Below are 26,581 nucleotides of genomic sequence, written 5' to 3' on the forward strand. Positions count from 1 at the left end.
AACGGGGCCCTTCCTAAAGCCGCTCTTCGCTCTGTGCGTCGAACAGCGAGGCCATGGTGAGGTCTAGGCCGAGGCGAACCCGGGTGCCCGGCGCAAACCGCCTGTGGCCGCCAACGCGCACGGACAAGGTATGACCGGCATGTTTGAGCCAGATCAGATTGTCGGCGCCCATCGGCTCCTCGATGTCAACGATCGCCTCATGCACCTCGCCGCTGACGATGTCGGCATCGACGCGCACATGTTCGGGACGCACACCGAGAACCACGGCACGACCGGCGACAAGCGGCGCCTCCGGCTGATAACCATCCAGTGAGAAGGTGACGCCGTTGGTGGTGAAGACCACCTTGCCGTCCTTCTCGATCAATTCGCCACGCAGGAAATTCATCGAGGGCGAACCGATGAAGCCCGCGACGAAGAGGTTCCTTGGCTTGTTGTAGATGGTGACGGGATCGGCAAGCTGCTGGATGACGCCGCTTTTCATGATGGCGATACGATCAGCCAGTGTCAGCGCCTCGATCTGATCGTGTGTCACGTAGATCATGGTGTTTTTCAGCGCCTGGTGCAGCCGTTTGATCTCGACGCGCAGTTCCGAGCGCAGCTTGGCATCGAGGTTGGAAAGCGGTTCATCGAACAGGAACACATCCACATCGCGCACCAGCGCCCGGCCGATCGCCACGCGCTGGCGCTGGCCGCCGGAAAGCTCGGCGGGCTTGCGCTTCAGGAGTGGTTCGATCTGCAATATGCCCGCCGCCCTTTTGACGCGCCGGTCGATTTCCTCTTTCGGAACCTTGGCGACCTGAAGGCCGAAGGAGAGGTTCTTCTCCACCGTCATCTGCGGATAAAGCGCATAGGACTGGAACACCATGCCGATGCCACGATCCTTCGGCTCCTCCCAGGTAACGTTGCGGTCCTTGATGAAGATTTGCCCGTCGGTTGGCTCCAGAAGGCCCGCAATGCAATTGAGAAGTGTCGACTTGCCGCAGCCGGAAGAGCCGAGCAGCACGAGGAACTCGCCGTCGTAAATATCGAGATTGAGGTCTTTCAGGACGGTAACGGCACCGAAGGACAGGGAAAGATCGCGAATGGAAACGCTTTTGTTCATATAACTCAACCTTTTACTGCGCCTGCGGCGATGCCACGGACGAAAAGCCTGCCGGAGACGAAATAAACGATCAACGGCACGGCCCCGGTGAGAAGGGTTGCAGCCATGTTGACGTTGTATTCCTTCACGCCCTGCACGGAGTTGACGATATTATTGAGCTGCACCGTCATCGGGTAATATTCCGGCCGCGTGAACACGACGCCGAACAGGAAGTCGTTCCAGATGCCGGTGACCTGCAGGATCATCGCCACGACGAAGATCGGCAGCGACATGGGCAGCATGATGCGAAAATAGATCTGCCAGAAATTGGCGCCATCAATACGTGCCGCCTTGAACAATTCCTCCGGCAGCGACGCGAAATAGTTGCGGAAGAGCAGCGTCAGGATCGGCATGCCGAAAATCGTGTGCACGATCACGAGGCCGGTCAGCGTGCCATAAATGCCCAATTCGCGCAGCACGATGACGATCGGGTAGATCATTACCTGATAGGGGATGAAGGCGCCGATGATGAGGATCGAGAAGAACAGTTCCGAACCCTTGAACTTCCAGTTCGCGATGGCGTAACCGCTGACGGAAGCCACGATGATCGAGATCACGACCGACGGTATGAGGATGCGTACCGAGTTCCAGAAGCCGCGTGAAAGCCCGTCGCAGTTCAGCCCGGTGCAGGCATTCGCCCAGGCTTTCACCCAGGGTTCGAAGGTGATTTCCACCGGTGGCGCGAAAATGTTGCCGAGCCGTATTTCCGGCATACCCTTCAGAGAGGTGACGACCATCACGTAAAGCGGCAGCAGGTAGTAGGCGGCAGCGACAAACAGCGTGCCATAGAGAATGATGTTGCGGCGGGAAAACGTTTTTTTCGGCTTCTTGCCGCGGGGACCGGAAAGGTCCGTGGCAACCGCATCGGTTGCGGCGGCGACCGTGTTCAATGTGCTGATATTAGCCACGCTTCTTGCCTCCGAATTCGAGGTACGCCCATGGAATGACGATAATGGCGACGGTCAGAAGCATCATGGTGGAGGCGGCAAAGCCCTGCCCCAGGTTCTGCGCCTGGAACATGTAGTCGTAGACATATTTCGCCGGCACTTCGGATGCGATGCCCGGTCCGCCACTGGTCTGCGCCACCACCAGATCGTACACCTTGACGATGCCGCTCGCGATAATGACAAGCGTGGTGATGAAGACCGGCCGCATCATGGGAATGATGATGAGGATATAGGTCTTCCACATCGGAATGCCGTCGACGCGCGTCGCCTTCCAGATATCCTCGTCTATGCCGCGAAGACCGGCCAGCATCAGGCACATGACGAGCCCCGTGCCCTGCCAGAGCGCAGCAATCAGGATGCCGTAGATAACGATCTCGGAATTATAAAGCGGGTCGAAGGTGAAGCTTTCCCACCCCATCGAGCGGACCACCGACTGAATGCCGAATTCCGGGTTCAACAGCCATTGCCAGACAAGGCCGGTTACGATGAACGACAGAGCAAAGGGATAAAGGAAGATGGTGCGGAAGGTGTTCTCGAAACGGATCTTCTGATCCATCAGCGCCGCCAGCACGAAGCCGATCACCAGACTGAAGATCAGCGACAGAATGCCGTAGATCGCCAGATTCTGGATGGAAATGATCCAGCGCGGCGCGGCCCACAACCGCTCATACTGGTCGAAACCGATGAAGCTTGCACGTGGCAGAAGCTTGGAATTGGTGAATGAATAAATCACCGTCCAGACCGTTCCGCCGAGAAAAATCACGACGGCGGTCAATATCATGGGAATGGAAGCAATCTTCGAATTGAGATTGCGGAAAAGCTGGTTGGGGCGGCCGGAGCGCGCTAGACCCGCCATGGATGACCCTCCTGTAACGTTGCCGTTGATAGCCAGGCAAGGTCTCAAAGACCTTGCCCCAATCCTCCGGGCTTGCGCGTTTACGCATCCCGCAGGGAGCTTGCGGCGGATGGATGCCACCCGCCGCACAAGAGGTTGCGGTTAGTCAGCGGAACCGATGATGCCGGCGAAGCGCTTCTGTGCATCTTCTGCAGTCATCGCGCTGGCAAAAAACTCTGCCATCAGGTCTTCTTTCTGCTTCTGCGTATCAGCAGAAATCAGCTGGTCTGTGCTGGTCAGCGCATTGCCCTTGGCCAGAATTTCCAGACCCTTCTTCATGCAGTCATTGGCCGCATTGAGGTCGACGTCGCCACGGATCGGCAGCGAGCCCTTCTTAAGGTTGAAAGCCACCTGCGTTTTAGGATCGACGATGGTTGCGGCCAGAACGTCCTGCGCCTTGGATTTTGCTTCATCCTTCAGCAGCGGGAAATAAAAGGCGTCGCCGCCGGTGGTGAGATAGTCATTAAGGCCGAGACCCGGCAGGCAAGTGTAGTCCGTACCCGCCTTCTGGTTGGCAAGCTGGAACTCGCCCTGCGCCCAGTCGCCCATGATCTGGCCGCCGGCCTTGCCTGTTATGACCATGTTGGTGGCCTGGTTCCAGTCCTGAACATTTGTGCCCTTGGCCATGTCGCGGGCCTCGACGGCGGCCGCAAAAATCTTGGCCATGTCAGGACCGGCCGCTGCTTCGGCATCCTTGTCGCCATAGACCTTCTGATAAAGATCCTTGCCGCCGATCGAAAGCGTCAACGTGTCGAACAGGCCATTGGCCTGCCATGCCTGACCGCCGAGCGCGAGCGGCTGGATGCCGGCTTTTTTCAGTGCCGGTGCTGCGGCAGCAAATTCAGTCCAGTTCTTGGGAACTTCGACGCCCGCTTTCTTGAACGCTTCGTTGGAAAGCCACAACCATTGCCAGGAATGGATGTTGACCGGCGCGCAATAGATCTTGCCGTCGATGGTGCAGCTGTCGAGCAGGCTTGCCGGCTTTATGACGTCTTTCCACTTGCCCTTTTCGGCAACGTCGGTCAGGTCGCGCATCAGGCCGGCCTGCACCAGCTCTTCGGCCTGTCTGCCATGGTTGAACTGGGTGGCACCCATCGGGTCGCCGCCGGTGATACGGCTGATCATGATCGGACGGGCGGTGCCGCCCGAACCGGCAATAGCGCCGTCCACCCACTTGTTGCCGGTGGCATCAAAAGCCTTGGCAAGTTCGGCAACGGCAGCGGCTTCACCGCCCGATGTCCACCAATGGGTAACTTCAAGATCGGTAGCCCCAGCGACACCCGCCGGAATCATAACACTGGCCAAAAAGGCCGCAGAAATAAAGCGCATTCGCATGAGTCTCCTCCCTCACTGAAACGTTGCAGTTGGAACGTAAGCGAAGATTTTTGATTAGGCAACCGCCTAAAAAATGAATCTCGCCGCAGCTCGCCGCGCTGTGTCGAGCAGCTACAAACGTGCCGAACGGCTAGATTTTGTTGAGAAAGAAGATTGGGAAATTGGAAGGATGCCGAATGGCACGACAAAGACTGCGCACCGGTAATCTGCAGGCAACGTAGTATCTTCATAGTCTTCCGACTTTGGCGTCGGTTCCTGCGCACAGAGTGCCAAGCCCGCATGGACGGGCGAACATAAGGTGAGCGATGGCAAAACGTTGGCACATTCTTTTGATGATCGGTCTGGCGGGCGTGTTATCGCTTTTGCTCGCACCGTTCGAACGACTGGCGGCGGGACAGGATCTTTCCTTCACGATACGGGTTGTGATGCTCGTCCAGCCGGCAGTCCTGATCATTGCTGCGGTGGCGACGGGTCAAGCGCTTGCCGGCAAACTCGGGCTCGGCACTCCGCTGATCGATGCCTGGCTGAAAGGAACCGGGTTCGGGCCAGTCTTGCGCAGGCAAGCCCCAGCAGCTTTGCTGACGGGTCTTATCGTCGGCCTGCTGATGATCGCTTATTCGTCTGTGATCCTGCCTGCCTTCACCGATACGGCAACCATGGAAAAAATGGCGGCGTTTGAAGTCCCACGTGTCACCCGGGTTCTCTATGGTGGCATAACGGAGGAGCTGCTGACCCGATGGGGCTTGATGACATTATTCGCATGGGTGCTCTGGCGAATAGTGGGCAAGGGGCAAGTCCAACCGGTCATGCTGTGGAATGCAATTTTTATCGCAGCGGCCCTTTTTGCCGTGGGCCACCTGCCCTTTCTGTTTGCCATTCCCGTTCATCCGCAACCATTGCTGATTGTCAGTGTCATGCTCGGCAATTTTATCCCCGGACTGATGTTCGGGTGGCTGTTCTGGCGTCGCGGGCTGGAAGCAGCGATGCTTTCCCACGCTTTCGCCCACTGCGTGAATGCAACTGTCTCCTGATCCGTCGAGCCGACAGATAAGTCAGGGATTTATCATCCCGGCCTCGCCGGCCGGGATAAAATGCCGCGTCGGTGCGCGCAGCAGTCCTAATGCCTCTTATAATCATCCTCGATGCGGATGACGTCGTCTTCGCCAAGATAGGCGCCGGTCTGGATTTCGACCAACTCGAGCGGAATCTGCCCCTCATTGGCAAGCCGGTGCGGTTGACCAATCGGGATATAGACGGACTGGTTTTCCGTCAGCAGCCGGGTTTCGTCGCCAATCGTTACGGTTGCCGTGCCCTTGACGATGATCCAGTGCTCCGAGCGGTGATAGTGTTTCTGGAACGAGATGCGGTGGCCAGGATCAACCGTGATGTGGCCCACGCGGTAGCGCTCGTCCACATACATATGTTCGATGTAACCCCATGGACGATACACTCGCCTGTGCGCTTGCGTCCGCGGCGCGTGTTCGCCATCCTTCAGTGTCTCCACCAGGCCCTTCACGTCCTGAACCCGGTTTTTCGGCACCACCAGAACCGCATCCTTGGTAGCCACCACCACCAGATCCTTTGCCCCCACCACGGTCGTCAGCAATTGCGTGGAATGGATCAGGCAGCCCTCGGAATCGATGAAGACGCCGTCGCCCTCGAGCGCATTGTCGTTGCCGTGCTTGTCGGCGATTTCCCAGATCGCGTCCCAGCTGCCGATATCCGACCAGCGGAAATGGCCGTGCACCACCGCCATGCGCTTGGTCTTCTCGATCACCGCATAGTCGATGGAGTTTTTCGGAGAGGCTTCGAAGCTCGCCTGATGCAGGCGCACGAAGCCAAGGTCGCTTTCATATTGTTCGACCGACTTCGTTACTGCCGCAAGAATTTCCGGCGCGAATGCCTTGAGTTCGGCAATCATCACGTCGGAACGGAACAGGAAGTTGCCGGAGTTCCAGAGATACCCCTTCTCCAGATAGGAGATTGCCGTCTTCACGTCCGGCTTTTCCACGAATGCCTCGACGATGCTCAAGTCAGCCTCACCATCAATTGCTTCACCAGGCTTGATGTAGCCGTAAGAGGTGCGCGGCTCGGTTGGCACCAGACCGAAAACGACGATATTGCCCTGATCGGCGGCCTTGGCGCCAAGCCTCACGGACTCTGAAAATTTGTCGGCATCCAGCACCACATGGTCGGCGGCGAGCGCCAGCACGAGGCATCCCGGCTCCCGGCGCTCGGCCAGCACGGCGGCAGCGGCCATGGCGGCGGCACTGTCGCGGCGGGCGGGTTCGAGAACCACCGTCGCCGGAAGATCGATCTCCTCAGCCTGGCGGCGGGCGAAGAAACGGAAATCCTCGTTGGTGATCACCAGCGGCTCGGCATAAAGCGCCTTGTCGGCCACGCGCGTCAGTGTCTGCTGATAGGTCGAAAGATTGCCGACCAGCGGCTGGAACTGCTTGGGCAACTGATCGCGCGATACCGGCCAAAGCCGTGATCCCGCCCCACCAGCAAGAAGAACCGGCGTGATCTTTCGAGATTGTTCCGTCACAATAAAAACCTTTCCAACTTTAAAAAACTTCCGGCGGGCCGGACAATATACATATTTACCAATGCTGCCATCATCGGTTCACGGGCGGATAAGCGCAAGCTCATAAGTTCGCCTTGTGAAAGCTTGGTGAATGTCGGACCCGTTTTGCTAACGCAACGCACAGGGTGAGGTTCCGCGCAAAGGGCGATCAATGGCTTTGACAGGCCGCAAAGAAAAACCCGGGCGAATGGCCCGGGTTTCCGTTTTCAGAGCGATGACCTGTCAGGATCAGTTCGGCAGCGCGTAAGCGATCACGTAGTCGCCACGGTCAGGAGACTGACGTGCACCGCCGGCCGAGATGACGACATATTGCTTGCCTGTCTTCGGAGACTTGTAGCTCATCGGGCCGCCCTGGCTGCCGACAGGAAGGCGGGCCTTCCAGACTTCCTTGCCGGTCGCCGTATCGAAGGCGCGCAGATAATAATCCTGTGTGCCGGCGATGAAGACGAGACCGCCCTGGGTGGCAAGCGTTCCGCCGAGCGTGGGCATGCCGATCGGGATCGGCAGACCCATCTTGATGCCAAGCGGACCGGTATCCTCAACGGTGCCGACAGGAACCTGCCACTTGATCTGCTGCGTCTTCATGTCAATCGCAGTCATCGAGCCATAGGGTGGAGCCTGGCAGGGAATGCCGAGAGCAGACAGGAAACGGTTCTTGTTCACCGCATAGGGCGTGCCCTTCATGGGAACGACGCCCATGCCGGTATTGACGCTTTCGCCGCCGCTTGCCGTTGCCTTGGTGGGAGCAGCTTCCTTCATCTCAATCCACAGGCCGAGGCGCATGTCGTTGATGAAGATTGTGTTGGTCGTCGGGTCAGTCGAGATGCCGCCCCAGTTCATGCCACCGAGCGAACCCGGGAAGGCGAGGGAGAGGTCCGTGCCCGGCGCCGTATAGAGGCCTTCATAACGCATGCCCTTGAAAGCGATACGGCAAAGAAGCTGATCGAAAGGGGTGGCACCCCACATATCGGCTTCCGTCAGCGTCTGCGCGCCGATTTGCGGCATGCCCACCGAACGCGGCTGCGTTGGTGCATATGGCTCGTTCGGAATGTTGCCGGCCTTGACCGGAACGTCTTCCACCTTGGTCAGCGGCTGGCCAGTCGCACGGTCCAGCACATAGATCTGACCGGCCTTGGTGCCGAAGACCAGAGCCGGAACGGTCGTTCCGTCAGCCTTCGGGAAATCGACGAAGCTCGGCTGCATCGGCACGTCGAAGTCCCATAGGTCGTTATGAACCGTCTGGTAGACCCACTTTTCGCGGCCGGTCGTGGCATCGAGCGCCAGCATGGAAGCGCCGTATTTATGATCGAGCGGTGTGCGCGTCGCGCCATAAAGATCGACCGAGGGGCTGCCTACCGGCATGAAGACCGTGTTCAGCTCCGGATCGTAGGACATGGATGCCCAGACGTTCGGCGTGGAACGGGTGTAGGTCTGGCCCTCGGGCGGCAGTTTGGTGATTTCAGGGTTGCCGGGATCGAAAGCCCAGCGAAGCTCACCCGTCACAACGTCGAAACCGCGCATCACGCCGCCAGGCATATCCACCTGTACGTTGTCAGCGATACGCCCGCCGACCACGACGGTGGTGCCGGCCAGTGTGGGGGCCGATGTCAGCACATATTGCGGGTCCGGCGCATCACCAAGACCGATCTTCAGATCGACGCGGCCGTTGGTGCCGAAATCCGGGCAAAACGCGCCGGTGTCGGCGTCGAGCGCGATGAGTTCCGCGTTGATGGTGTTCATGAGAATGCGGCGCTGGCAAAGCGCGCCGTCAGCTACGATCGCCGGGGTGACAGGCGTTGCGCCCGGAGCGGTCGGCTGCTTCAGCGGCGCCTTGGCATCGAAATAGGCGAGACCACGGCAACGCATCCAGACGGTGGATTTGGCGTTGATTTCGGTCTTCCACTTCTGCGCGCCGGTATCGGCGTCGAGGGCGATGACATTGTTGTGCGGTGTGCACACAAACACGGTGTCGCCGACCTGAAGCGGCGTTTCCTGATCTTCCGCACCGTTCGCGCCGGGGCTGATCGGGATGTCGCCGGTCCGATAGGTCCATGCCACCTCAAGGTTCTTGACGTTATCGCGGTTGATTTCGTCAAGCGCAACAAAGCGGCTGCCGCCCGCCGTATTGCCGTAATGTTCCCAGTTCTTCTGCTCATTTTCCGGCGTTACCGGCGTCAGTGCAGCAACCTCACCCTTGAAGGCGACGGTCGGATGCGGCACGAACATGCCGGCAAAACCGGCAGCGGACGCAATGGCCAGAACGCCAGCAAGGGCAAAGGGCGCGCCGTAAGCAGGCGTCTTGCCAGCCGCGCGCCGCAGCAGCGGATAGGAGAGCGCAACCACCGTGGCGCCCACGCCCAACGCCAGCAGGCGGGAGATGAGCGGCCAGAAGTGCAGTCCGGCTTCCCACACTGCCCAAACACCGCTAACGATGAAGACAAGGCCGAACAGGAGCGCGCCGGCAGGCTTGCGCAGCAGAATAAGCAAGCCGGAGACGATCAGCGCGATACCCGCAAAGACGAAATAGAGGCTGCCGCCGAGTGTTGCGAGCTGCCCGCCGCCAATGGCGAAGAACAGTCCCGCAGCGACAATGACAGCGCCGAGCACGAAGAGCCATAATCTGGCTGCAAGCGACGTTGAGGTTGCTGGTTTACTCATGAAATTAAATATCCGGTTAGGAGAGCCGCCGCGAAGGCTGACGCCCGATGATCTTTCAATGCCCGGCCCAGGCCAGACAGTCCGCCGCACTTACGGCTGAGCGAAGATGCGCTGAAGGCGACGAGGCGAAATGGGGAACAATGGTGCGGGAGACTTCCGTGGTGACTGTCATTTTGACCCATTCACTGCAGTTTATCGCCGGCCCCAATGGACGGCGGACAATGTGCTCGAACAAATCCTCCCAAGTTCGTATCGCAGAGGCCCGCATGCGGGCACTGGGCGACCGAAACCTCGGTGCGGTATAACGTCGCCTGCGACAAGATGACAATGCGCAAGACGGGCATTTTTGATAAGCTGCGCTTATACCATATCAACACCTACAACACAAAGACCTCTCCGCCGATGGATATTCGCCAGCTCGCCATTTTCGTGGAAGCCGCAAGGGCCAAAAATTTCCGCGCGGCCGCTTTGCAGCTGGGCATCGCCCAACCGGCCGTAACGCAGCGTATCCGGCAACTGGAAGAGAATCTGGGCTTCAAGCTTTTCCTCCGTGTCAACCGCGGTGTGGAACTTACGCCGGCTGGGCAGTCGATGCTGCTCGATGCGGAGGAAATTCTTGCCCGCACCAAGGGGGCGCTGGAAAAGGCACACCAGATCAGGCGCGGCCAGCTCGGCACGCTGCGCATCGGCTTCGGCACCAGCGTAATGGCGGAACGAAAATTGCCGGCGCTGATCACCCGCTATGGCAACGACCACAGGGAGGTGACGCTTGAACTCCTGCCCGGCATGACGATGGAACAATTGATCGAGCAGGTGGCGACGCGCAAGACAGACGTCGCTTTCATTCGCGCACCCCTGCCCCAATTGCCGCAGAGCTTGCGGGCCATGCCCTTCGACCGCTCCAAACTGTGCGTCGCCCTGCCGGAGCGCCATCCGCTCGCCTCCCGCCCCAGAGTTTCGGTTGGCGATATCGTGCAGGAAAAACTGCTGCTACCGGTGGACGAGATCGGCCTGGGGCTCAGCAGCAGCGCGCTTTCCCTTTTCGAGGATGCAGGCTGTGAGCCGGAAATCGGCATGCGCATCGCCAACGTCAACACCATCCTTGCCCTCGTGGAAGCTGGCGCGGGAATTTCCATTCTGCCGGAAAGCACCGTGCGCTCCACAAGGGGCATCACAGGTGTGCCGCTCGAAAGCGCCGATGCCTGGTCAGATAGCGTGCTGGTCGTCAGACGCGGTCCGCTTGCCCTCCACGTGGAGGCCTTCGTGAATATGGTACGGCAGGCCTACCAGTCCCACCTATAATGCCGACAATACGCACTTAATCGATTGAATCGGCCACAAATTTCGCCACGGCTAAATTTGCTGCACTGAACAACATTCAACGCTTGGCACGCGCGCGAAAAATACAATAACAACGACGGATATTTTTGCACTGTTATCGACACGAAAGCACACTCAGCCCATGTCCGACACGACGAAGCCCGCCAGCCCCAGAACATCGGTTACAGATCAGGAAGCACTGGATTTCCACGCGCAAGGCAGACCGGGGAAACTGGAAATCACCCCGACCAAGCCGATGGCGACTCAGCGGGATCTGTCGCTTGCCTATTCGCCGGGAGTGGCCGTGCCGGTGAAAGCCATCGCCGAAAATCCGGCGACCGCTTACGATTATACGACACGCGGCAACATGGTAGCAGTGATCTCCAACGGCACGGCGATCCTCGGTCTCGGCAATCTCGGCGCGCTCGCCTCCAAGCCTGTCATGGAAGGCAAGTCCGTTCTGTTCAAGCGCTTTGCGGATGTGGATTCCATCGATCTCGAGGTCGATACCGAAGACGCCGACGAATTCATCAATTGCGTGCGTTACCTTGGCCCCTCTTTCGGCGGCATCAATCTGGAAGACATCAAGGCGCCGGAATGTTTCATCATCGAAAGCCGCCTGCGCGAGCTGATGGACATTCCCGTTTTCCATGACGACCAGCACGGAACCGCCATCATCGCCGCCGCCGGTCTCATCAACGCCATCGAACTGACGGGCCGAGACTTCAAGACGACGAAGCTCGTCTGTAACGGCGCAGGTGCTGCTGCCATCGCCTGCATGGACCTCATCAAGGCCATGGGTTTCAACCCCGAAAACATCACGCTTTGCGACACCAAGGGCGTGATCTACCAGGGCCGCACCGAAGGCATGAACCAGTGGAAATCCGCCCATGCGGTAAAGACTGACAACCGCACGCTGACTGAGGCCATGAAGGGCGCGGATGTCGTCTTCGGCCTGTCGCAGAAGGGTGCCTTCACCGAAGAGATGATCCGCTCCATGGCGCCGAAGCCGATCATTTTCGCGATGGCCAACCCTGACCCGGAAATCACCCCGGAAGAAGTCGCCCGCATCCGCGACGACGCCATCATGGCGACGGGGCGTTCGGATTATCCGAACCAGGTCAACAACGTCCTCGGCTTTCCCTATATCTTCCGCGGCGCGCTCGATGTCCGCGCAAGCCAGATCAACGACGCAATGAAGATTGCCGCTGCACAGGCGCTGGCCGATCTTGCCCGCGAGGATGTGCCGGATGATGTGGCCGCCGCCTATCAGGGCAACCGCCCGCGCTTCGGATCGCAATATATCATTCCCGTTCCCTTCGATCCGCGACTGATCTCGGCAATTCCGGTGGCCGTGGCGAAGGCCGCCATCGAAACCGGCGTCGCTCGCCGCGAATTGCCCGATCTCGATGCCTATGCCCGCGAGCTTTCCGCCCGTCGCGACCCCATGGCGTCGACCACGCAGCGCCTTTACGAGCGTGTGCGCCGCTCTCCGAAGCGGGTCGTTTTCGCCGAAGCGGAAGAAGAACAGGTGATGCGCGCGGCGATCTCGTTTACCGCGCAGGGGCTTGGCACCGCCATCCTGCTCGGCCGTGACGACATCATCAAGGCCAATGCGGAGCGTGCCGGCATCGATCTCGACCGCGCCAATATAGAGATCACCAATGCCCGCCTTTCCAGCCGCGTCGATGCCTATGTCGATTATCTCTATGCGCGTTTGCAGCGCGGCGGCTTCCTGCTGCGCGACGTGCAGCGCCTGATCCACAACGACCGTAACCATTTCGCCGCCTGCATGGTGGCGATGGGCGATGCGGACGCCGTGGTCACCGGCGTTACCCGCAACTATTCCACGGCGCTCGAGGATATCCGCCGCTGCATCAACACCAAACCCGGCCACCGTATCATCGGCGTTTCTCTGGTCGTGTCGCGCAACCGAACGGTCTTCGTGGCAGATACCGCCGTGCACGACATGCCGTCCGCCGAAGACCTTGCCGATATCGCCGAAGAAGCGGCCGGTCTTGCCCGCCGTTTCGGCTACGAACCGCGTGTGGCGATGCTCGCCTATTCCACCTTCGGCCAGCCGGTTGGCGAACGCTCCGACAAGGTGCGCGAAGCGGTGAAAATCCTCGACAAGCGCAACGTCAATTTTGAGGTCGACGGGGAAATGTCGGCCGATGTGGCGCTGAACCATCATCGCATGCAGAGCCAGTATCCCTTTGCCCGCCTTTCCGGTGCGGCCAACGTGCTGGTCATGCCAGCCATCCATTCCGCCTCGATCTCCACCAAGATGCTACAGGAACTGGGCGGCGCGACCGTCATCGGCCCGCTTCTCGTCGGCCTCGACAAATCGGTGCAGATCACCTCGATGGGTGCCAAGGACAGCGACATCGTCAATATGGCGGCGATCGCGGCCTATAACGCCGGTCGGTAACGGTGTGGGAGCGCTCTTCGGGAGAAGGGTGCTCAAAATGCCCCGGCATAGCCAGCATATCCTCGCCCTGTGGCGAGGATATGCCAAAGCGCCGAACCCCGGCACCGTAAGAACAAGATTCTACGATTTCAAATTATTAGGTTATTTTTTCTCACCAGAGAACTTATTGGAACACGATTTTATTTATACGATTTTTTGCGCAACGCCAATTCTCGCTCTCGACGGACGCCTCATGTAGTTTCCACCCACAACCAAAAGGAAATACCCATGGCCCTCTCCTTCTCCAGATTTGCCGCAAAACTCATCGCCGGAACCGTCGCTATCGCTTCGATGGCCACCGCCGCTCACGCGGATGCGACGCTCGACCGTATCAAGGGTCGCGGCAAGCTCACCGTCGGCGTCATCCTGTCCGGCGCGCCTTTCGGCTTCATCGATCCGAAGACGCAGGAGCAGAAGGGCCTCAACATCGACGTCGCCAAGGCGCTGGCCGCCGGTCTCGGTGTGGAGCTGGTGACCGAAACCGTGACCCCGCCCAACCGCGTGCAGTTCCTGCAGCAGGGCAAGGTCGATATTCTGATCGCCAACATGCAGTACACGGAAGAGCGCGCCAAAACGCTCGATTACGTGCCCACCCCCTATGACCGCCAGGGCGGCGCAGCCATCGGTCGAAAGGACTCGGGCATCAAGGACTGGCCGGACCTGAAGGGAAAGATTGCCTGCGTATCGCAGGGCTCCAACTACACCCAGCCGCTGATCGAGCAATATGGCGCGCAGGTAAAGGCGTTGCCGAGCCAGCCGGAATCGCTGCTCGCGCTGAAGGGCGGCAATTGCGATGTCTCCGTGCACGTCAACGGCACGCTGAGCCTGATGCTTCAGGACCGCGCCGATGAGTGGAAGGATTACGGCATCCTGATCCCCACCGACCTTATCCCTTCTGACTCCGTCATCTGGCTGCGCAAGGGCGAGGCCGACACGCAGGCTGCGCTCGACAAGATCGTCAAGGAGCTGCACGCTTCCGGCAAAATGATCGAATTCGCCAAGGCCAACCGCCTGCCGAGCATCGGCTTCATGGAAGAGCAGAAGACGAAGCTCTCCGCGGCGCAGTAACGGCTGGGCAATCCCGCTTGCTCCGTCACCCCGGAACTGGTCCGGGGGACCGGCATGTCGTAGGGGCATCTGCCATCACGGAGATTTCCCCTCACCACTGAGAACGGCCGGTTTCGCCCGCCGTTCTTTTCTGCTTTATAGCAAGACAGGTCATTCTGGCACCGCCTGCCGGGCGGCAGCCGCGACAACAGCATGGATATCCGATGCAGGATGGATTTACAGCGCGTTTCATAGAGTTGGCCGCACATATAGGCCTCAACTATGACTTTCTGAACAGCGGCTACGAGGTTCAGATCTGGCTCGACGGCATGAAGATGACGCTCATCCTCGTCGCCGTCACCCTGCCGCTCAGCCTCGTTTTCGGCTTCATTTTCGCCGCCATGCTCACGTCAGGCAAAGGCTGGCTCGCCGGTCCGGTGCGCGCCTATGTGGAATTGACGCGCAACACGCCGACGCTGGTGCAGCTGATGTGTGGTTTCCTTGTGCTCAACATGTTGATTTCAAACGCGCTCGGCGGCGCGCAGAACAATCCGCTCACCCCGTTCTTCTGGGTCGTCGCCATCACCGGCCTGCACGTTGCCGCCTTCCATGCGGAAGCCTTGCGCGGCGGTATCGAGGCGGTGCCGGCTACCACCATCGAGGCGGCACGGGCCATCGGTTTCAGCTCTTTCGAGATTTTACGTTACGTGGAATTTCCGCTGGCAATCCGCACGGCACTTCCTTCCATCATCAACAATCTCATCAATCTGGTGAAGCTCACCACCGTCGGCTCGGCGATTGCGGTCGGTGAAATCACCTATGCCTCGATCCTGATCTGGACGCAGCGCGACAATGTGGTCGAACTTATGCTGGTGATCCTCATCTTTTTCAGTGTCATCAATTTCATCGTCGCAAGGGCGGGCCTGTGGCTTGAGCGGCGTCTTGCGGTTCCGGGGTTCGGTCAATGAGCGCGGTGGTCTCTCCAACACAGGCGGCGAAGAAGCTGCCTTTCGGCACCATTCTTCTGTGCGGCGTGCTGGTTGCCGTCGTGCTGTGGCTGGTTCTCGATCCCTCGCTCGGACAGGTGCTGCTGGAATGGCTGCCCTATCTGGGCAAGGGTTTTGCCATGAATGTGCTGATCAGCATCCTGGCGATTGCCATCGGCACCATCATCGGCGTCGTGCTTGGCATCATGGAGCTTGCGCCCTATCGGCTCGTGCGCGCGCCGGCGCTCACCTACGTGCAAATCTTCCGCAACGCCCCGCATCTGGTGCTGATTTTCGCCGCGACCTACATCTTCCCCTTCGAGATCGTCGCCTTCGGCAACTACATTCCGTTTCCAGACTGGATCAAGGCCGTGGTCGGGCTTGCGATTCCGGCCAGCGCCCACATCGCCGAAATCACCCGGGGCGCCATCCAGTCCATTCCCACCGCACAATGGGAAGCGGCGCAGGGCCTCGGGTTTTCGCGCAACCAGACGCTGCGCTGGATCATCCTGCCGCAATGCGTGAAGCGCTCGCTGCCGCCGTGGATGAACCTTTACGCCTCCATCACCATGGGCACGGCGCTTGCCTCGCTGGTCGGCGTGCATGAGCTTCTCCACGCCGCAACCGATGCCAGCACCGCCGTGCAGCGCAACGATTTCACCGTCGTGGTCTATCTCACCGTCCTGATGGCGTTCTTCCTGTTCTGCTATCCCGTGTCCCGTTTCACGCAGCGCCTTGAACGGCGCTTCGCTTCCCGCTGATTGGAATACACCATGTCCGCATCCGCCCCCCAAACCGCCGCCAAAGCTCTGGTTGAACTGGAAGGCGTGCACCTGTCCTTCGGCGACAATCAAGTGCTCAAAGGCATTGATCTCACCGTCAACAAGGGCGACGCCGTCTCCATCATCGGCCCTTCCGGCTCGGGCAAATCCACGATCCTGCGCTGCATCAACGGCCTGCTCATTCCGCAATCTGGCAAGATCACCGTGGGGGGCACCCGCGTCGATCAGCTGAAAACGGAAGCTGAGCGCATAACGCTGCGCAAGCGCATCGGCATTGTCTTCCAGCAGTTCAACCTCTTCCCGCATCTAACTGTCATGGAAAATATCAACATCGCGCCGATTAAAATCCTCGGCACGCCGAAGGCGGAAGCCGAGCGTCATGCCCGCGAATTGCTGGAAAAAGTCCGCCTGTCGCAGAAGGTGGATGCCTATCCCGGTCAGCTGTCCGGCGGCCAGCAGCAGCGTGTGGCCATTGCCCGCGCGCTTGCCATGCGGCCTGAACTGGTTCTGTTCGACGAGGTTACCTCCGCACTTGATCCGGAAACCGTCGGCGAAGTGCTCGCCGTCATCCGCGATCTCGTCAATGACGGCATGACCAGCATTCTCGTGACACACGAAATGCGCTTCGCCGAGGAAATCAGCGACAATATCGTCTTCACGGAAAACGGCCTGATCGTTGATCAGGGCACGCCGGAGCACATCTTCTACAAGTCGACCAATCCGCGTATCAACGCCTTCGTAAAGGGCCTCGGCGGACAGGTGGCACGGGTCGCCGACGGCGAAGGGATCTGACGCCATGACCGCCGACGAAAAACTCACCCTTCATCTGGCAGAAGCCATCGCCGCCTCTGATCCGCTCCGCGACGAAGAGGCTGTGACGATCGCCCGCACGGCGCTGATCGACTTTTTTGCCTGTATGCTGGGTGGCGCTTACGACCGAAGCACGAAAATCCTCATCGACAGCTTTACGTCAGGCACATCCGGCACGGCGGGCATTGTCGGCCATGATCTGCGCACGGATGCTTTCACGGCCGCACTCATCAATGGTCATGCGGGGCACGTGCTGGATTATGACGACGTCCATGGCAGCGTGCGCGGCCACCCCACCGTCGCCATCGTTCCCGCTCTATTGGCTGTTGCGGTCGAGGAAGGCTCTACGGCGGATGCATTTATCGCCGCCTATATTGTCGGGCTGGAAACCATGGCGCGGCTTGGCCTGTCGCTCGGTACAAAGCATTACGAAAATGGCTTCCACGCCACCGCGACCCTCGGCCCCATCGGTGCGGCGGCGGCCATTGCCCATCTTCTCAAATTCACCCCGCAGACGACCGCTATCGCACTCGGCCTTGCCGCCACGCAGTCGGCCGGACTTCGCCTGCAATTTGGTTATGATGCCAAGCCCCTGCATGCCGGGCTTGCGACACGCGCTGGCCTCACCGCCGCGCAGCTGGCAAGATCAGGTTTTCAGGGCGCGCCGGATTTTCTGGAAAACCCTATCGGCTTTTATTCCGCCTTCGCCTTTGGCGCGGAACAGCCGAAACGGCTCCTGTCCGGCTGGGGTACACCCTGGCAGATCGTCTCTCCCGGATTGACGCTCAAGGCATTTCCCTGCTGCACCGCCAGCCACCCTGTTGCCGTTGGTGCGCTTGCACTGCGCAGCGCCAGTGATCTGGCACCAGATGAAATCGAAACTGTCGTCATCACCTTCCCCCCGGGAGGCGATGCCGCTCTTGTGGGTTCGGCCACACCCGCCACGGGCATCGATGCGCGTTTCAGCGCCGAATATGTCTTCGCCGCCGCACTGACGGATGGCGCACTCGGCATCAGCCATTTCGACGAACGCCCTGCACGCGCCGACCTGCTTGGACTTTCCGCAAAAGTCTCGCGCCGGCACGACGAGACCGCCCGCCGCCTCTCGCCGGATCCTACCACCCGTTTCGTGGTCATCGACGTGACGAAGAAGGATGGCACGGTGCTGTCGCGCCGTATTGACGGTCTTCCCGGCATTGATGACCCCACGGAAAAATTTGCCGACGCCACCGGCGGCAATGAAAAATTCGCCGGAATTCCGGCACTGGTGCGGACCATGAAAACCTCAGCCGACCTCAAGAAGCTAGAAGCGCTTCTGGCAACGCAAATATAACACGACCGAAATAAAGGCATGATCACCATGACCACGAATACCCGCAAAAGACAGATGCATCTTGGCCTGTTCCTGCAAGGAGCCGGCCACCACGTTTCCGGCTGGCGTCACCCGGATGCGGAAGCCGGCAGCGAGAATTTCGACCTGTTGACCCGTGTCACGAAAATGGCCGAAGATGCCAAGTTCGACATGGTCTTTCTGGCCGATGGCCTCACAAGCGGCGTCGACGCCCATCCCTCGATGATCGCCCGTTTCGAGCCGCTTACCCTGCTTGCGGCGCTTGCCATGGTGACAAACAAGATCGGACTGGCCGCCACCGCCTCCACCACCTATGGTGAGCCCTACCACACCGCACGCGCCTTCGCCTCCATCGACCATCTCAGCCACGGACGTGCGGCGTGGAACATCGTTACCACCTCCTATGCCCGCACGGCGGCGAACTTCTCCAAGAGCCATCCCGAGCATGACGAGCGTTATGCCGTTGCGGAAGAATATGTGAACGTCGTGCGTGGCCTGTGGGACAGCTGGGACGACGACGCCTTCGTCAAGGACAAGGAAGGCGGCCGCTACGTCGATCCGCAGAAGGTCCACATTCTCGATCACGAAGGCAAATATTTCACGGTGAAGGGGCCGCTGAACATTCCGCGTTCGCCGCAGGGTCACCCAGTTCTCATTCAGGCCGGCTCCTCCGGCCCGGGGCAGGATCTCGCCGCCCGCACTGCCGATATCGTCTTCACAGCCCAGCAGGCCATTTCCGAGGCGCAGGCCTTCTACACCAGCCTAAAGGCGCGAGTGGAGAAATTCGGCCGCGATCCCGCAAGCGTTGCCGTGATGCCCGGTTTCATGCCCATCATCGGCAAGAGCTTCGAAGAGGCCGGCGAGAAGCTGAAGGAGCTGAACCGCTGGACCGACATCAAGAGCGCCATGCCGTTGCTTGAGGAACGCATCGGCCATAGCCTTACCGAGTATGATCTCGACGGCCCGCTGCCGGACCTGCCTATTTCCGACCAGTTGCGCAGCCGCGCCGAACTTTTGACAGAACTGGCGCGCCGCGAAAAGTTGACGATCCGGGAACTGGCGCTGCGCGTTGCAGCTGGTCGTGGCCACCATATCGTCATGGGCACGGCCAAGGACGTTGCGGATCGCATGCAGGAGTGGTTCGAGAACGGCGCGGCAGACGGCTTCAACGTCATGCCGCCCTTCTTCCCCGGCGGGTTGGAAGAATTCAACCGCGAAGTCGTGCCGCTCTTGCAGGAACGTGGCCTGTTCCGCAAGGAATACGAAGGCTCGACGTTGCGCGACCATCTCGGCATCAACAGGCCTGCCCTGCGGGCATAAAAAACGGATGCCCGGCGACGGGCATCCGTATGACAAGAGGCTCACGTGGAAGCAGGCTGTCGCCGATCCGTCAGGCTGCTTTCCTTCCCGACAGTTTCACACTGTGGCTCGTCCGCGACGAGTTGGATGAAATGGATGCCCCGTCGTCGCGCTGGGTCGCGCGGCGGTTCAGTTTGAACAGGCTGACCAGTTGCGCCAGCACATCCGCACCCTGGGCAAGTGTAGCGCTAATGGCGGTCGTGCGCGCGCTCATCGCCGCGTTCTCCTGCGTCATCCGGTCGAGCTGGTTGACTGCGCGGTTGATTTCGCTGATGCCTAAGGCCTGTTCATCGGCGGCCTTGGCGATCATATCGACATTGCCGTCAATGTGCTTCACCAGCGCATCGATCTGCTTCAGCGCCTCACCCGTCTCGCCAACAAGCCGCACGCCTTCCATAACTTCGGTGCCGGAATTGTTGATGAGCGCCTTGATTTCCTTGGCGGCACTGGCGGAGCGTTGCGCAAGTTCGCGCACCTCCTGTGCCACGACCGCAAAACCCTTGCCCGCATCACCCGCGCGCGCGGCTTCGACGCCCGCATTCAGGGCAAGAAGGTTGGTCTGGAAGGCGATTTCGTCGATAACGCCGATAATCTGGCTGATTTCCCGCGATGCCGTCTCGATGCGCTGCATGGCGTTGACGGTACGCCCAACGACTTCGGTGGAAGCCGCCGTTGACGTCCGCGCACTCTGAACGAGTTTTCGGGTTTCCTTGGTGTTTTCCGTCGATGCCCGTACGGTCGCGGTGATTTCTTCCAGCGCCGCCGAGGTTTCCTCCAGCGCCACGGCCTGCTCACGCGATCTTTCAGCGAGATGAACAGAGGCTTCGCTGACTTCCTGGCTGCTTCTGGTCAGGTCATCGGTCTGCCCAAGAACATTTTCCAGGGTTTTCTGGAATTCGGCGATGGACTTGTTGAAATCCCGTCTCAGCCCCTCGAACTCACCCACGAAAGGCTTGTCGAGCGTGACGCGGATGTTGCACTGGGAAAGACGCTCAAGCGCCGCGCCCAGTTCTTCCACCGCATGCACGCGGTCCGTTACATCGAAGGCAAATTTCACCACCTTGACGACTTTTCCCCGCTCGTCGATGATCGGGTTGTAGGACGCCTGGATGAAGACGCGTTTTTCGTTCTTGCCAAGCCGCATGAACTGACCGGTCGAGAACTCTCCCTTACCAAGATCCTTCCAGAAATTGCGGTACTCTTCGGACTGCACGTAGCCACGCTCACAAAACATCGAATGATGGTTGCCGATGATCTCTTCCGCCGTGTAGCCGAGTGCTGTGAGGAAGTTTTCATTCGCGGAGAGAATTTTCCCCTCGGGCGTGAACTCGATCATCGCCTGCGCACGCGAAAGCGCTGCCAGCTTGCCGTTATCCTCGGTGCTTCGGCGCTTCGTCGCCGTGATATCGGAAGCGATCTTGACCACCTTGTAAGGTTTGCCGAAACGAAAAACCGGATTGTAGGAGGCTTCAATCCAGATGTCGTCGCCGGTTTTCGACCGCCGCCGATATTGGCCCTGATCGTATTCGCCGCGTGAGAGTTTCGCCCAGAAGGCCTTGTATTCGGGTGACGCTGCATCTTCGGGAGACAGGAACATGCTATGGGGGCGTCCGATGATTTCTGATTGCTGATAGCCGACCGCCTTGCAGAAATTGTCGTTCGCTTTCAGAATTTTGCCAGTCAGATCGAACTCGATGATGGCTTGCGAGCGGCTTAGGGCATCAAGTACCGCAGATGCGTCCGTACCGAGTTTGAAAAATTGAGACATGTCTTTGAACTCCCAACAATAACTTGTATGCGGACCTTTCCTCCTCGATGCCAAAGAGATGAAAATAAAGGATCGGTCTGCGTGTACGCGAAACCTAGCCGGACACCGTTAAATAGCAATTAATGATGACCCATAACTATTGGTCCAATGACCGAAACTGTTGGCAAGAATACTTCAGACCGAGCTGCCTTTACCAACCCGTCCGCACCGGATGAGAACCGCTTATTTGCCACAGTGCTGATATTTCTGCCGCCGCAGAGCGATACGGGCTTTCATCGGTACGGCATTCATTGTTATGGCGGGCTTGAAAGATTTGTGTTGCAGGAGCGCCGATGACCAAAACCCTGAAATGCGACGTGCTGGTGATCGGCACCGGCATTATCGGTTCCATGGCGGCGCTTTACCTGCAAAATGCCGGGCGTGAGGTCTTTCTTCTGGAGCGCGGTGAAGTTGCCCGCGGCGCAAGCTCCGGTAATGCCGGCATCCTGGCCTTTCCCGAAATCATCCCCATTCCCGCCCCCGGCATCATGAGAAAAGCACCGCGCTGGCTTTTCGATCCGCTTGGCCCGCTCAGTGTGCCGCCTGCTTATGCGCCGAAGATCGCGCCGTGGCTGTGGCGTTTCTGGCGCGCCAGCGCTGAGCGCAACTTTCGCCACGGCCTGAGAACGCTCAGCGAGATCAACCGGCTGTCTGCCACCGAAATGGCCCATGTCGCGGCCATGCCGGAGCTCTCGCACTTTGTCGCGAAAACCGGCACGCTCGATCTTTACGACAGCGAAGCCAGCCTCAACGCTGCCCGCAAGGACTGGGATGAAAAGGAACAGGCAGGCTTCTCTTCCAAGCGTGTCGCCCGCAACGAGATAGACGAATTGCAGCCGGGTCTTGCCCCGCAATTCCGCCACGCCATGTTCTCGCCTGATGGCTTGCAGGTCTCCAATCCCTACGACTTCACCCGTGCCATTTTCGACCTGGTGATCGCCCGTGGCGGAAAGCTGCGCAAGGGCGAGGCAGAACGCATCGACGCCGTCGGCGAAAGTACGATCGTGACCCTGGAAAACGGCGACAAGATCGACGCCGACAAGGTGGTGATCGCCTGCGGCGCGTGGTCCAAGCCGCTTGCCGCAACACTTGGCAACATCGTGCCGCTGGAAACCGAACGCGGCTATAACACCACCCTGCCCGCCGGCGCCTTCAACCTCACGCGCCAGCTTTATTTCAACGACCACGGTTTTGTCGTTACACCGCTATCTTCCGGCATCCGCGTTGGCGGCGCAGTCGAGTTGGGCGGTCTGGAGTTGAAGCCGAATTTCAAGCGATCCGAGGCCATGCTCAAAAAAGCCGGTCGTTTCCTGCCCGGTCTCAAGGTTGAAGGCGGCCAGCAATGGATGGGGTTCCGCCCTTCGATGCCGGACTGTCTTCCCGTCATCGGCACCGCGCGCACAACACCTTCCGTCATCTATGCCTTCGGCCATGGTCATTTGGGGCTGACGCAATCGGCAGCTACCGCCCGCCTCGTGACGCAACTGGCAAACGGCGAGGAGACCGCAATATCGGTCGATCCGTTCCGTCCGGGGCGTTTTTCCTGACAATGCGGAAATCCGGTTTCAAGCCGGTTAGAGTTTCTACGGTTTAGCGGACGCCTGCACGCTATTTCACCTGCTGTACGGAATCTTCCGGAAACTCCACCGTGGCGAAGGATGGATAGACCTTTCGCAGGATGGTCACCTGCTGCTGATCGCTCACACGCAGCAAATACCATTGCGTACCGTCGATAAGCGCCAGGGTATGGGATTTCGCTTCGATCGTCTGGCCGCCGGTTTCCATCACCGTTTTCGTCGGAACGAGCGCATAGGGCGTTCCATCAGGCGTCTGCTGCACACTGATCGCCGCCGTGTCCATGGTGAATTCGGTGATCTTGACCGCTGCAAGCGCCATTTGCATCTGCGTGGTCAGAGCGCTACGCAACTGCCCGACGGAAACACCCGCGTCGTTTGCAATGAATTCAAAGATTTTCGGCGGCACCGTCCGGCCGACAAAATCAAAATCCTGCGCATTCAAGGCGGCGCTGAACCGCTCTATCTGTGTTTGCAGCTTGTCTTGCTCAGACGGCAAAAGATCGCGCGACAAAGCGGGATGCGACATCACCGCCAACAATAACAGCCAGGCAAACAGGCGTTTCATTGCTTCGCCTTTCCGGGTTTGGGCTTGCCTGTTGCAAGGCATCGCAACGTCCGCGCCGCGACACGCTTGTGAACAGCGTTGCTCAGCGCAGCAGAATGAAACCCGCAGCCGAAAGCACGAGGAAAACGATAAGGCCGCCAAGGAAACCCACGGACGTGAAGAAACCCGCGACCATGGCCAGCATCAGCACGCAGACCAGCATCGTGCCGTACTTCGTCATGGCAAGAAAAGCGTTGTAGGTCTTTTCATGCTCGGCGTAGTTCATCTCGGCGCCAACTTCGACCGGACCTGTGTGGTGTTCGCTCATTCCGCTTCCCCTTCTGCTCCATCCGCCATACCCGCCGCACAAGACAATTTGCCCTGCGGACGATAACGGGCCCATGCCGGATTCTCCGGAGCCAGAGGTAACATGAAGTCGGCGAAAAGTGCAATGCGTTCCACACGAAAGAACATCGATGACAAGCGGGGCAAACGGTATGCCGTGCAAAGCGTGCCGTCGTGCAACATTCTTTTGTAAACGGTTGAAAACGGCGGCCATACGGCCGGTTTAATAGTGGTTTCGGTTGCTTTTCGGACAGCCTGCCCATACACGGGATTCTGTGGGGAGGAACGCCGGAATTTGGCTGTGCGGATACGCGTGGAGGCGTGCCCGTCACGATGGCCGACCGGCTTGCTTGCCACCATAACCCGCAAAGGGCCCGGCAAGGGAAGAGGGGAAAGTCATGAAACCGCTTTTGAAATTAAGTGCGCTGATCGACCTTGTCAGCGAAGCTCTGGGCAAGGTCGCCGGTTATCTGGTGCTTGTCTGCTGCCTCGTCAGCGCCGGAAACGCCATGGTGCGTTATACCTTCAACTATAGTTCAAACGGCTGGCTCGAAATCCAGTGGTACATGTTTGCCTTCATCGTGCTGGTGGGTGCGTCCTACACGCTGCGCATGAATGAACATGTGCGGGTGGACATCATCTACGGGGCTATCTCGTCTCGCACGCGCCTGTGGGTGGACATCATCGGCATCGTACTTTTTCTTATGCCCGCCTGCTTTTATCTGGCCTGGCTTTCCTGGCCGATGTTCATGCTTTCCTGGCATCAGAACGAAATGTCCTCCAATGCGGGCGGGCTTATCCGCTGGCCGGTGAAACTCATCATCTTCGCCGGTTTCGCCCTTCTGGTTCTTCAGGGATTTTCCGAACTCATCAAGCGCATCGGCGCCCTCAACGGGCTTTATGCGCTCGATACGAAGTACGAAAAACCCCTGCAATGATCGCCGCGATCTGAACCTTCAGGATATTTCCCATGTTCGAATATGGAATTCTTCCGCCACTGATGTTCCTCGGCATGATCATCTTCATGCTCTACGGATTTCCGGTTGCTTTCTCTCTTGCCACCGTCGGTCTGGTTTTCGGCGTCATCGGCATCTTCACCGAGCATTTTTCGCCGACCTTCCTTCAGGCCTTGCCGCTGCGCATCTTCGGCATCGTCTCGAACGACCTGCTGCTCGCCATTCCGTTCTTCACCTTCATGGGCGCGATCCTGGAGCGATGCGGGCTTGCCGAAGATTTGCTTGAAGGCACAGGCAAGCTGTTCGGCGCCATTCCGGGCGGCCTCGCCTATGCCGTCATCATCGTCGGCGCAATCCTTGGCGCGATCACCGGCACGGTTGCCGCCTCCGTCATCACCATGGGCGTCATCTCGCTGCCGATCATGCTGAAATACGGTTACAATCCGCGCCTCGCCACCGGCGTCATCGCCGCATCCGGCACCATCACGCAGGTCATTCCGCCTTCGCTCGTGCTGATCGTTCTTGCCGACCAGCTCGGCAAATCCGTCGGCGACATGTATCTCGGCGCAATCGGCCCGTCGATCCTGCAAGTCGCCATCTTCATGCTCTTCATCCTGTTCATGTCGATCGTGCGGCCGAAGGATTTGCCTGCTTTGCCGCCAGAAGCGCGGGGCGAACTCAACCGTGCACTGGTATTTCGCGTGCTGGCGGGCATGGTGCCCTCCATCGTGCTGATCTTCCTCGTGCTCGGCACCATCTTCCTCGGCCTTGCAACACCAACGGAAGCCGGCGCGCTCGGCGTCGTCGGCGCCATGGCGCTGGCCGCAGCCCACCGCCGCCTCACCTGGGATCTCGTCAAGCAGGGTATGCATTCCACCATGCACATCACGTCCATGGTGGTGTTCATTCTGGTAGGCGCCACCTGCTTTTCCCTCGTCTTTCAGGGCATGGACGGTTCGCTGTGGATCGAGCACATGTTGTCGGGCATTCCGGGCGGCCCGATCGGCTTCCTGATCTTCGTCAACATCTTCATCTTCTTCCTCGCCTTCTTCCTCGATTTCTTCGAGATCGCCTTCATCGTTATCCCGATGCTCGCACCCATCGCGCAGGCGCTCGGCATCGACCTGATCTGGTTCGGCGTGCTGATCTGCATCAACATGCAGACCAGCTTCATGCACCCGCCCTTCGGTTTCGCGCTGTTCTACCTGCGCTCAATCGCGCCGCGCACGGTCAAGACCTCGGATATCTACATGGGTGCCATTCCCTGGCTCGGCATGCAGCTCATCCTCGTCGCAATCGTGATCTTCTGGCCGGAATCCGTCACCTACTGGTTGGACAAAGCACCCCAGGTGGACCTCAACTCCATCAAGATCGAAGTGCCTGCCTTCGGCAATCAGGGCGGCAACACCATGCCCAATTTCGGCCTGCCAGGAGGCCAGCCGGGTGGGTTGCCAGGCATGCCTAACCTCGGTGAACCACCGAAGATCGGGCCTTAACCGGCGTCTTTTACGGATTTTTCGGAGAACTGATCATTGCTGAGTGGAAGACAGGGTTGCACCCCTGCCTTCCATTTACTCTGTGTGGAAATTGAACCTGACAGTCATCGACCAGCCTGTCCGGTTTTTCCGAGGTCAGCGTGGCCAATCCTTGCCGAGACTGCGCCT

General features: G+C 59.2%; 21 protein-coding genes. 12 read left to right on the top strand and 9 right to left on the bottom strand.

Translation table 11 applies throughout. The annotated features are described in order from the left end of the window. Window positions 1-13 precede the first annotated feature (13 nt). From GH784_RS09175 to GH784_RS09190, 4 genes are all read right to left on the bottom strand, one after another. Window positions 14-1,102, bottom strand: a complete 1,089-nt coding sequence (locus tag GH784_RS09175) for an ABC transporter ATP-binding protein (RefSeq protein WP_003510949.1) — start codon at window positions 1,100-1,102, stop codon at window positions 14-16. 5 nt (window positions 1,103-1,107) lie between these two features. Then, window positions 1,108-2,049, bottom strand: a complete 942-nt coding sequence (locus GH784_RS09180) for a carbohydrate ABC transporter permease (protein ID WP_003510950.1) — start codon at window positions 2,047-2,049, stop codon at window positions 1,108-1,110. Beyond that, window positions 2,042-2,944, bottom strand: a complete 903-nt coding sequence (locus tag GH784_RS09185; protein ID WP_003510951.1) for a carbohydrate ABC transporter permease — start codon at window positions 2,942-2,944, stop codon at window positions 2,042-2,044. Before GH784_RS09185 ends, GH784_RS09180 begins: the two co-directional genes overlap by 8 nt. Window positions 2,945-3,085: 141 nt before the next feature. Then, window positions 3,086-4,318 carry an ABC transporter substrate-binding protein gene (locus tag GH784_RS09190; RefSeq protein ID WP_026330684.1) on the bottom strand — a complete coding sequence of 411 codons (1,233 nt, stop codon included), beginning with the start codon at window positions 4,316-4,318 and terminating at the stop codon, window positions 3,086-3,088. 305 nt (window positions 4,319-4,623) lie between these two features. Here GH784_RS09190 and GH784_RS09195 point away from each other — a divergent pair, with 305 nt between their 5' ends. Next, window positions 4,624-5,349, top strand: a complete 726-nt coding sequence (locus GH784_RS09195) for a CPBP family glutamic-type intramembrane protease (RefSeq protein ID WP_065704079.1) — start codon at window positions 4,624-4,626, stop codon at window positions 5,347-5,349. A gap of 86 nt (window positions 5,350-5,435) precedes the next feature. Here GH784_RS09195 and GH784_RS09200 read toward each other — a convergent pair whose 3' ends face one another. Then, window positions 5,436-6,866 (bottom strand): mannose-1-phosphate guanylyltransferase/mannose-6-phosphate isomerase, encoded by a 1,431-nt coding sequence (locus GH784_RS09200; RefSeq protein ID WP_111789776.1) that lies wholly within the window; start codon window positions 6,864-6,866, stop codon window positions 5,436-5,438. Window positions 6,867-7,133: 267 nt separating this feature from the next. Then, window positions 7,134-9,563: a glucose/quinate/shikimate family membrane-bound PQQ-dependent dehydrogenase gene (locus GH784_RS09205; RefSeq protein WP_065704184.1), complete on the bottom strand. Its 2,430-nt coding sequence runs from the start codon at window positions 9,561-9,563 to the stop codon at window positions 7,134-7,136. A gap of 327 nt (window positions 9,564-9,890) precedes the next feature. Here GH784_RS09205 and GH784_RS09210 point away from each other — a divergent pair, with 327 nt between their 5' ends. From GH784_RS09210 to GH784_RS09245, 8 genes are all read left to right on the top strand, one after another. Further along, window positions 9,891-10,865 (top strand): LysR family transcriptional regulator, encoded by a 975-nt coding sequence (locus tag GH784_RS09210; RefSeq protein WP_025595631.1) that lies wholly within the window; start codon window positions 9,891-9,893, stop codon window positions 10,863-10,865. A gap of 160 nt (window positions 10,866-11,025) precedes the next feature. Then, on the top strand, window positions 11,026-13,314 hold the full coding sequence (locus tag GH784_RS09215) for an NADP-dependent malic enzyme (RefSeq protein ID WP_065704186.1): 2,289 nt from the start codon (window positions 11,026-11,028) through the stop codon (window positions 13,312-13,314). A gap of 267 nt (window positions 13,315-13,581) precedes the next feature. After that, window positions 13,582-14,421, top strand: coding sequence for a transporter substrate-binding domain-containing protein (locus GH784_RS09220; protein WP_019564695.1), 840 nt, complete (start codon window positions 13,582-13,584; stop codon window positions 14,419-14,421). Between the two features lie 203 nt (window positions 14,422-14,624). Then, a complete protein-coding gene (locus tag GH784_RS09225; protein WP_003510965.1) occupies window positions 14,625-15,368 on the top strand; it encodes an amino acid ABC transporter permease in 744 nt (247 codons plus the stop codon). Continuing rightward, window positions 15,365-16,147, top strand: coding sequence for an amino acid ABC transporter permease (locus GH784_RS09230; RefSeq protein ID WP_013761604.1), 783 nt, complete (start codon window positions 15,365-15,367; stop codon window positions 16,145-16,147). The genes GH784_RS09225 and GH784_RS09230 overlap by 4 nt, the downstream gene beginning before the upstream one ends. Before the next feature lie 12 nt (window positions 16,148-16,159). Beyond that, window positions 16,160-16,960, top strand: coding sequence for an amino acid ABC transporter ATP-binding protein (locus GH784_RS09235; protein ID WP_065704188.1), 801 nt, complete (start codon window positions 16,160-16,162; stop codon window positions 16,958-16,960). Between the two features lie 4 nt (window positions 16,961-16,964). Continuing rightward, entirely contained in the window at window positions 16,965-18,311 is a 1,347-nt protein-coding gene (locus GH784_RS09240; protein ID WP_019564697.1) for an MmgE/PrpD family protein, read from the top strand. An 18-nt stretch (window positions 18,312-18,329) separates the two neighbouring features. Then, on the top strand, window positions 18,330-19,649 hold the full coding sequence (locus GH784_RS09245) for an LLM class flavin-dependent oxidoreductase (protein WP_003510972.1): 1,320 nt from the start codon (window positions 18,330-18,332) through the stop codon (window positions 19,647-19,649). 70 nt (window positions 19,650-19,719) lie between these two features. On the opposite strand, the gene GH784_RS09250 is transcribed toward GH784_RS09245, so the two are convergent. Then, on the bottom strand, window positions 19,720-21,456 hold the full coding sequence (locus tag GH784_RS09250; RefSeq protein ID WP_019564699.1) for a methyl-accepting chemotaxis protein: 1,737 nt from the start codon (window positions 21,454-21,456) through the stop codon (window positions 19,720-19,722). 332 nt (window positions 21,457-21,788) lie between these two features. On the opposite strand from GH784_RS09250, the gene GH784_RS09255 reads away from it, so the two are divergent. Further along, entirely contained in the window at window positions 21,789-23,042 is a 1,254-nt protein-coding gene (locus tag GH784_RS09255; RefSeq protein WP_065704190.1) for an NAD(P)/FAD-dependent oxidoreductase, read from the top strand. A gap of 61 nt (window positions 23,043-23,103) precedes the next feature. Here GH784_RS09255 and GH784_RS09260 read toward each other — a convergent pair whose 3' ends face one another. Then, window positions 23,104-23,637, bottom strand: a complete 534-nt coding sequence (locus GH784_RS09260; RefSeq protein WP_035199477.1) for a hypothetical protein — start codon at window positions 23,635-23,637, stop codon at window positions 23,104-23,106. A gap of 82 nt (window positions 23,638-23,719) precedes the next feature. Further along, window positions 23,720-23,944, bottom strand: coding sequence for an aa3-type cytochrome c oxidase subunit IV (locus tag GH784_RS09265; protein ID WP_003510978.1), 225 nt, complete (start codon window positions 23,942-23,944; stop codon window positions 23,720-23,722). Between the two features lie 415 nt (window positions 23,945-24,359). Here GH784_RS09265 and GH784_RS09275 point away from each other — a divergent pair, with 415 nt between their 5' ends. Both GH784_RS09275 and GH784_RS09280 read left to right on the top strand, forming a co-directional pair. Further along, on the top strand, window positions 24,360-24,899 hold the full coding sequence (locus GH784_RS09275; protein WP_003510982.1) for a TRAP transporter small permease subunit: 540 nt from the start codon (window positions 24,360-24,362) through the stop codon (window positions 24,897-24,899). Between the two features lie 32 nt (window positions 24,900-24,931). Further along, window positions 24,932-26,413 carry a TRAP transporter large permease gene (locus GH784_RS09280; RefSeq protein ID WP_153793391.1) on the top strand — a complete coding sequence of 494 codons (1,482 nt, stop codon included), beginning with the start codon at window positions 24,932-24,934 and terminating at the stop codon, window positions 26,411-26,413. Window positions 26,414-26,581 lie beyond the last annotated feature (168 nt).

Source organism: Agrobacterium tumefaciens (assembly GCF_009649785.1).
In the GTDB taxonomy this organism is placed as follows: Bacteria; Pseudomonadota; Alphaproteobacteria; order Rhizobiales; family Rhizobiaceae; genus Agrobacterium; species Agrobacterium tumefaciens.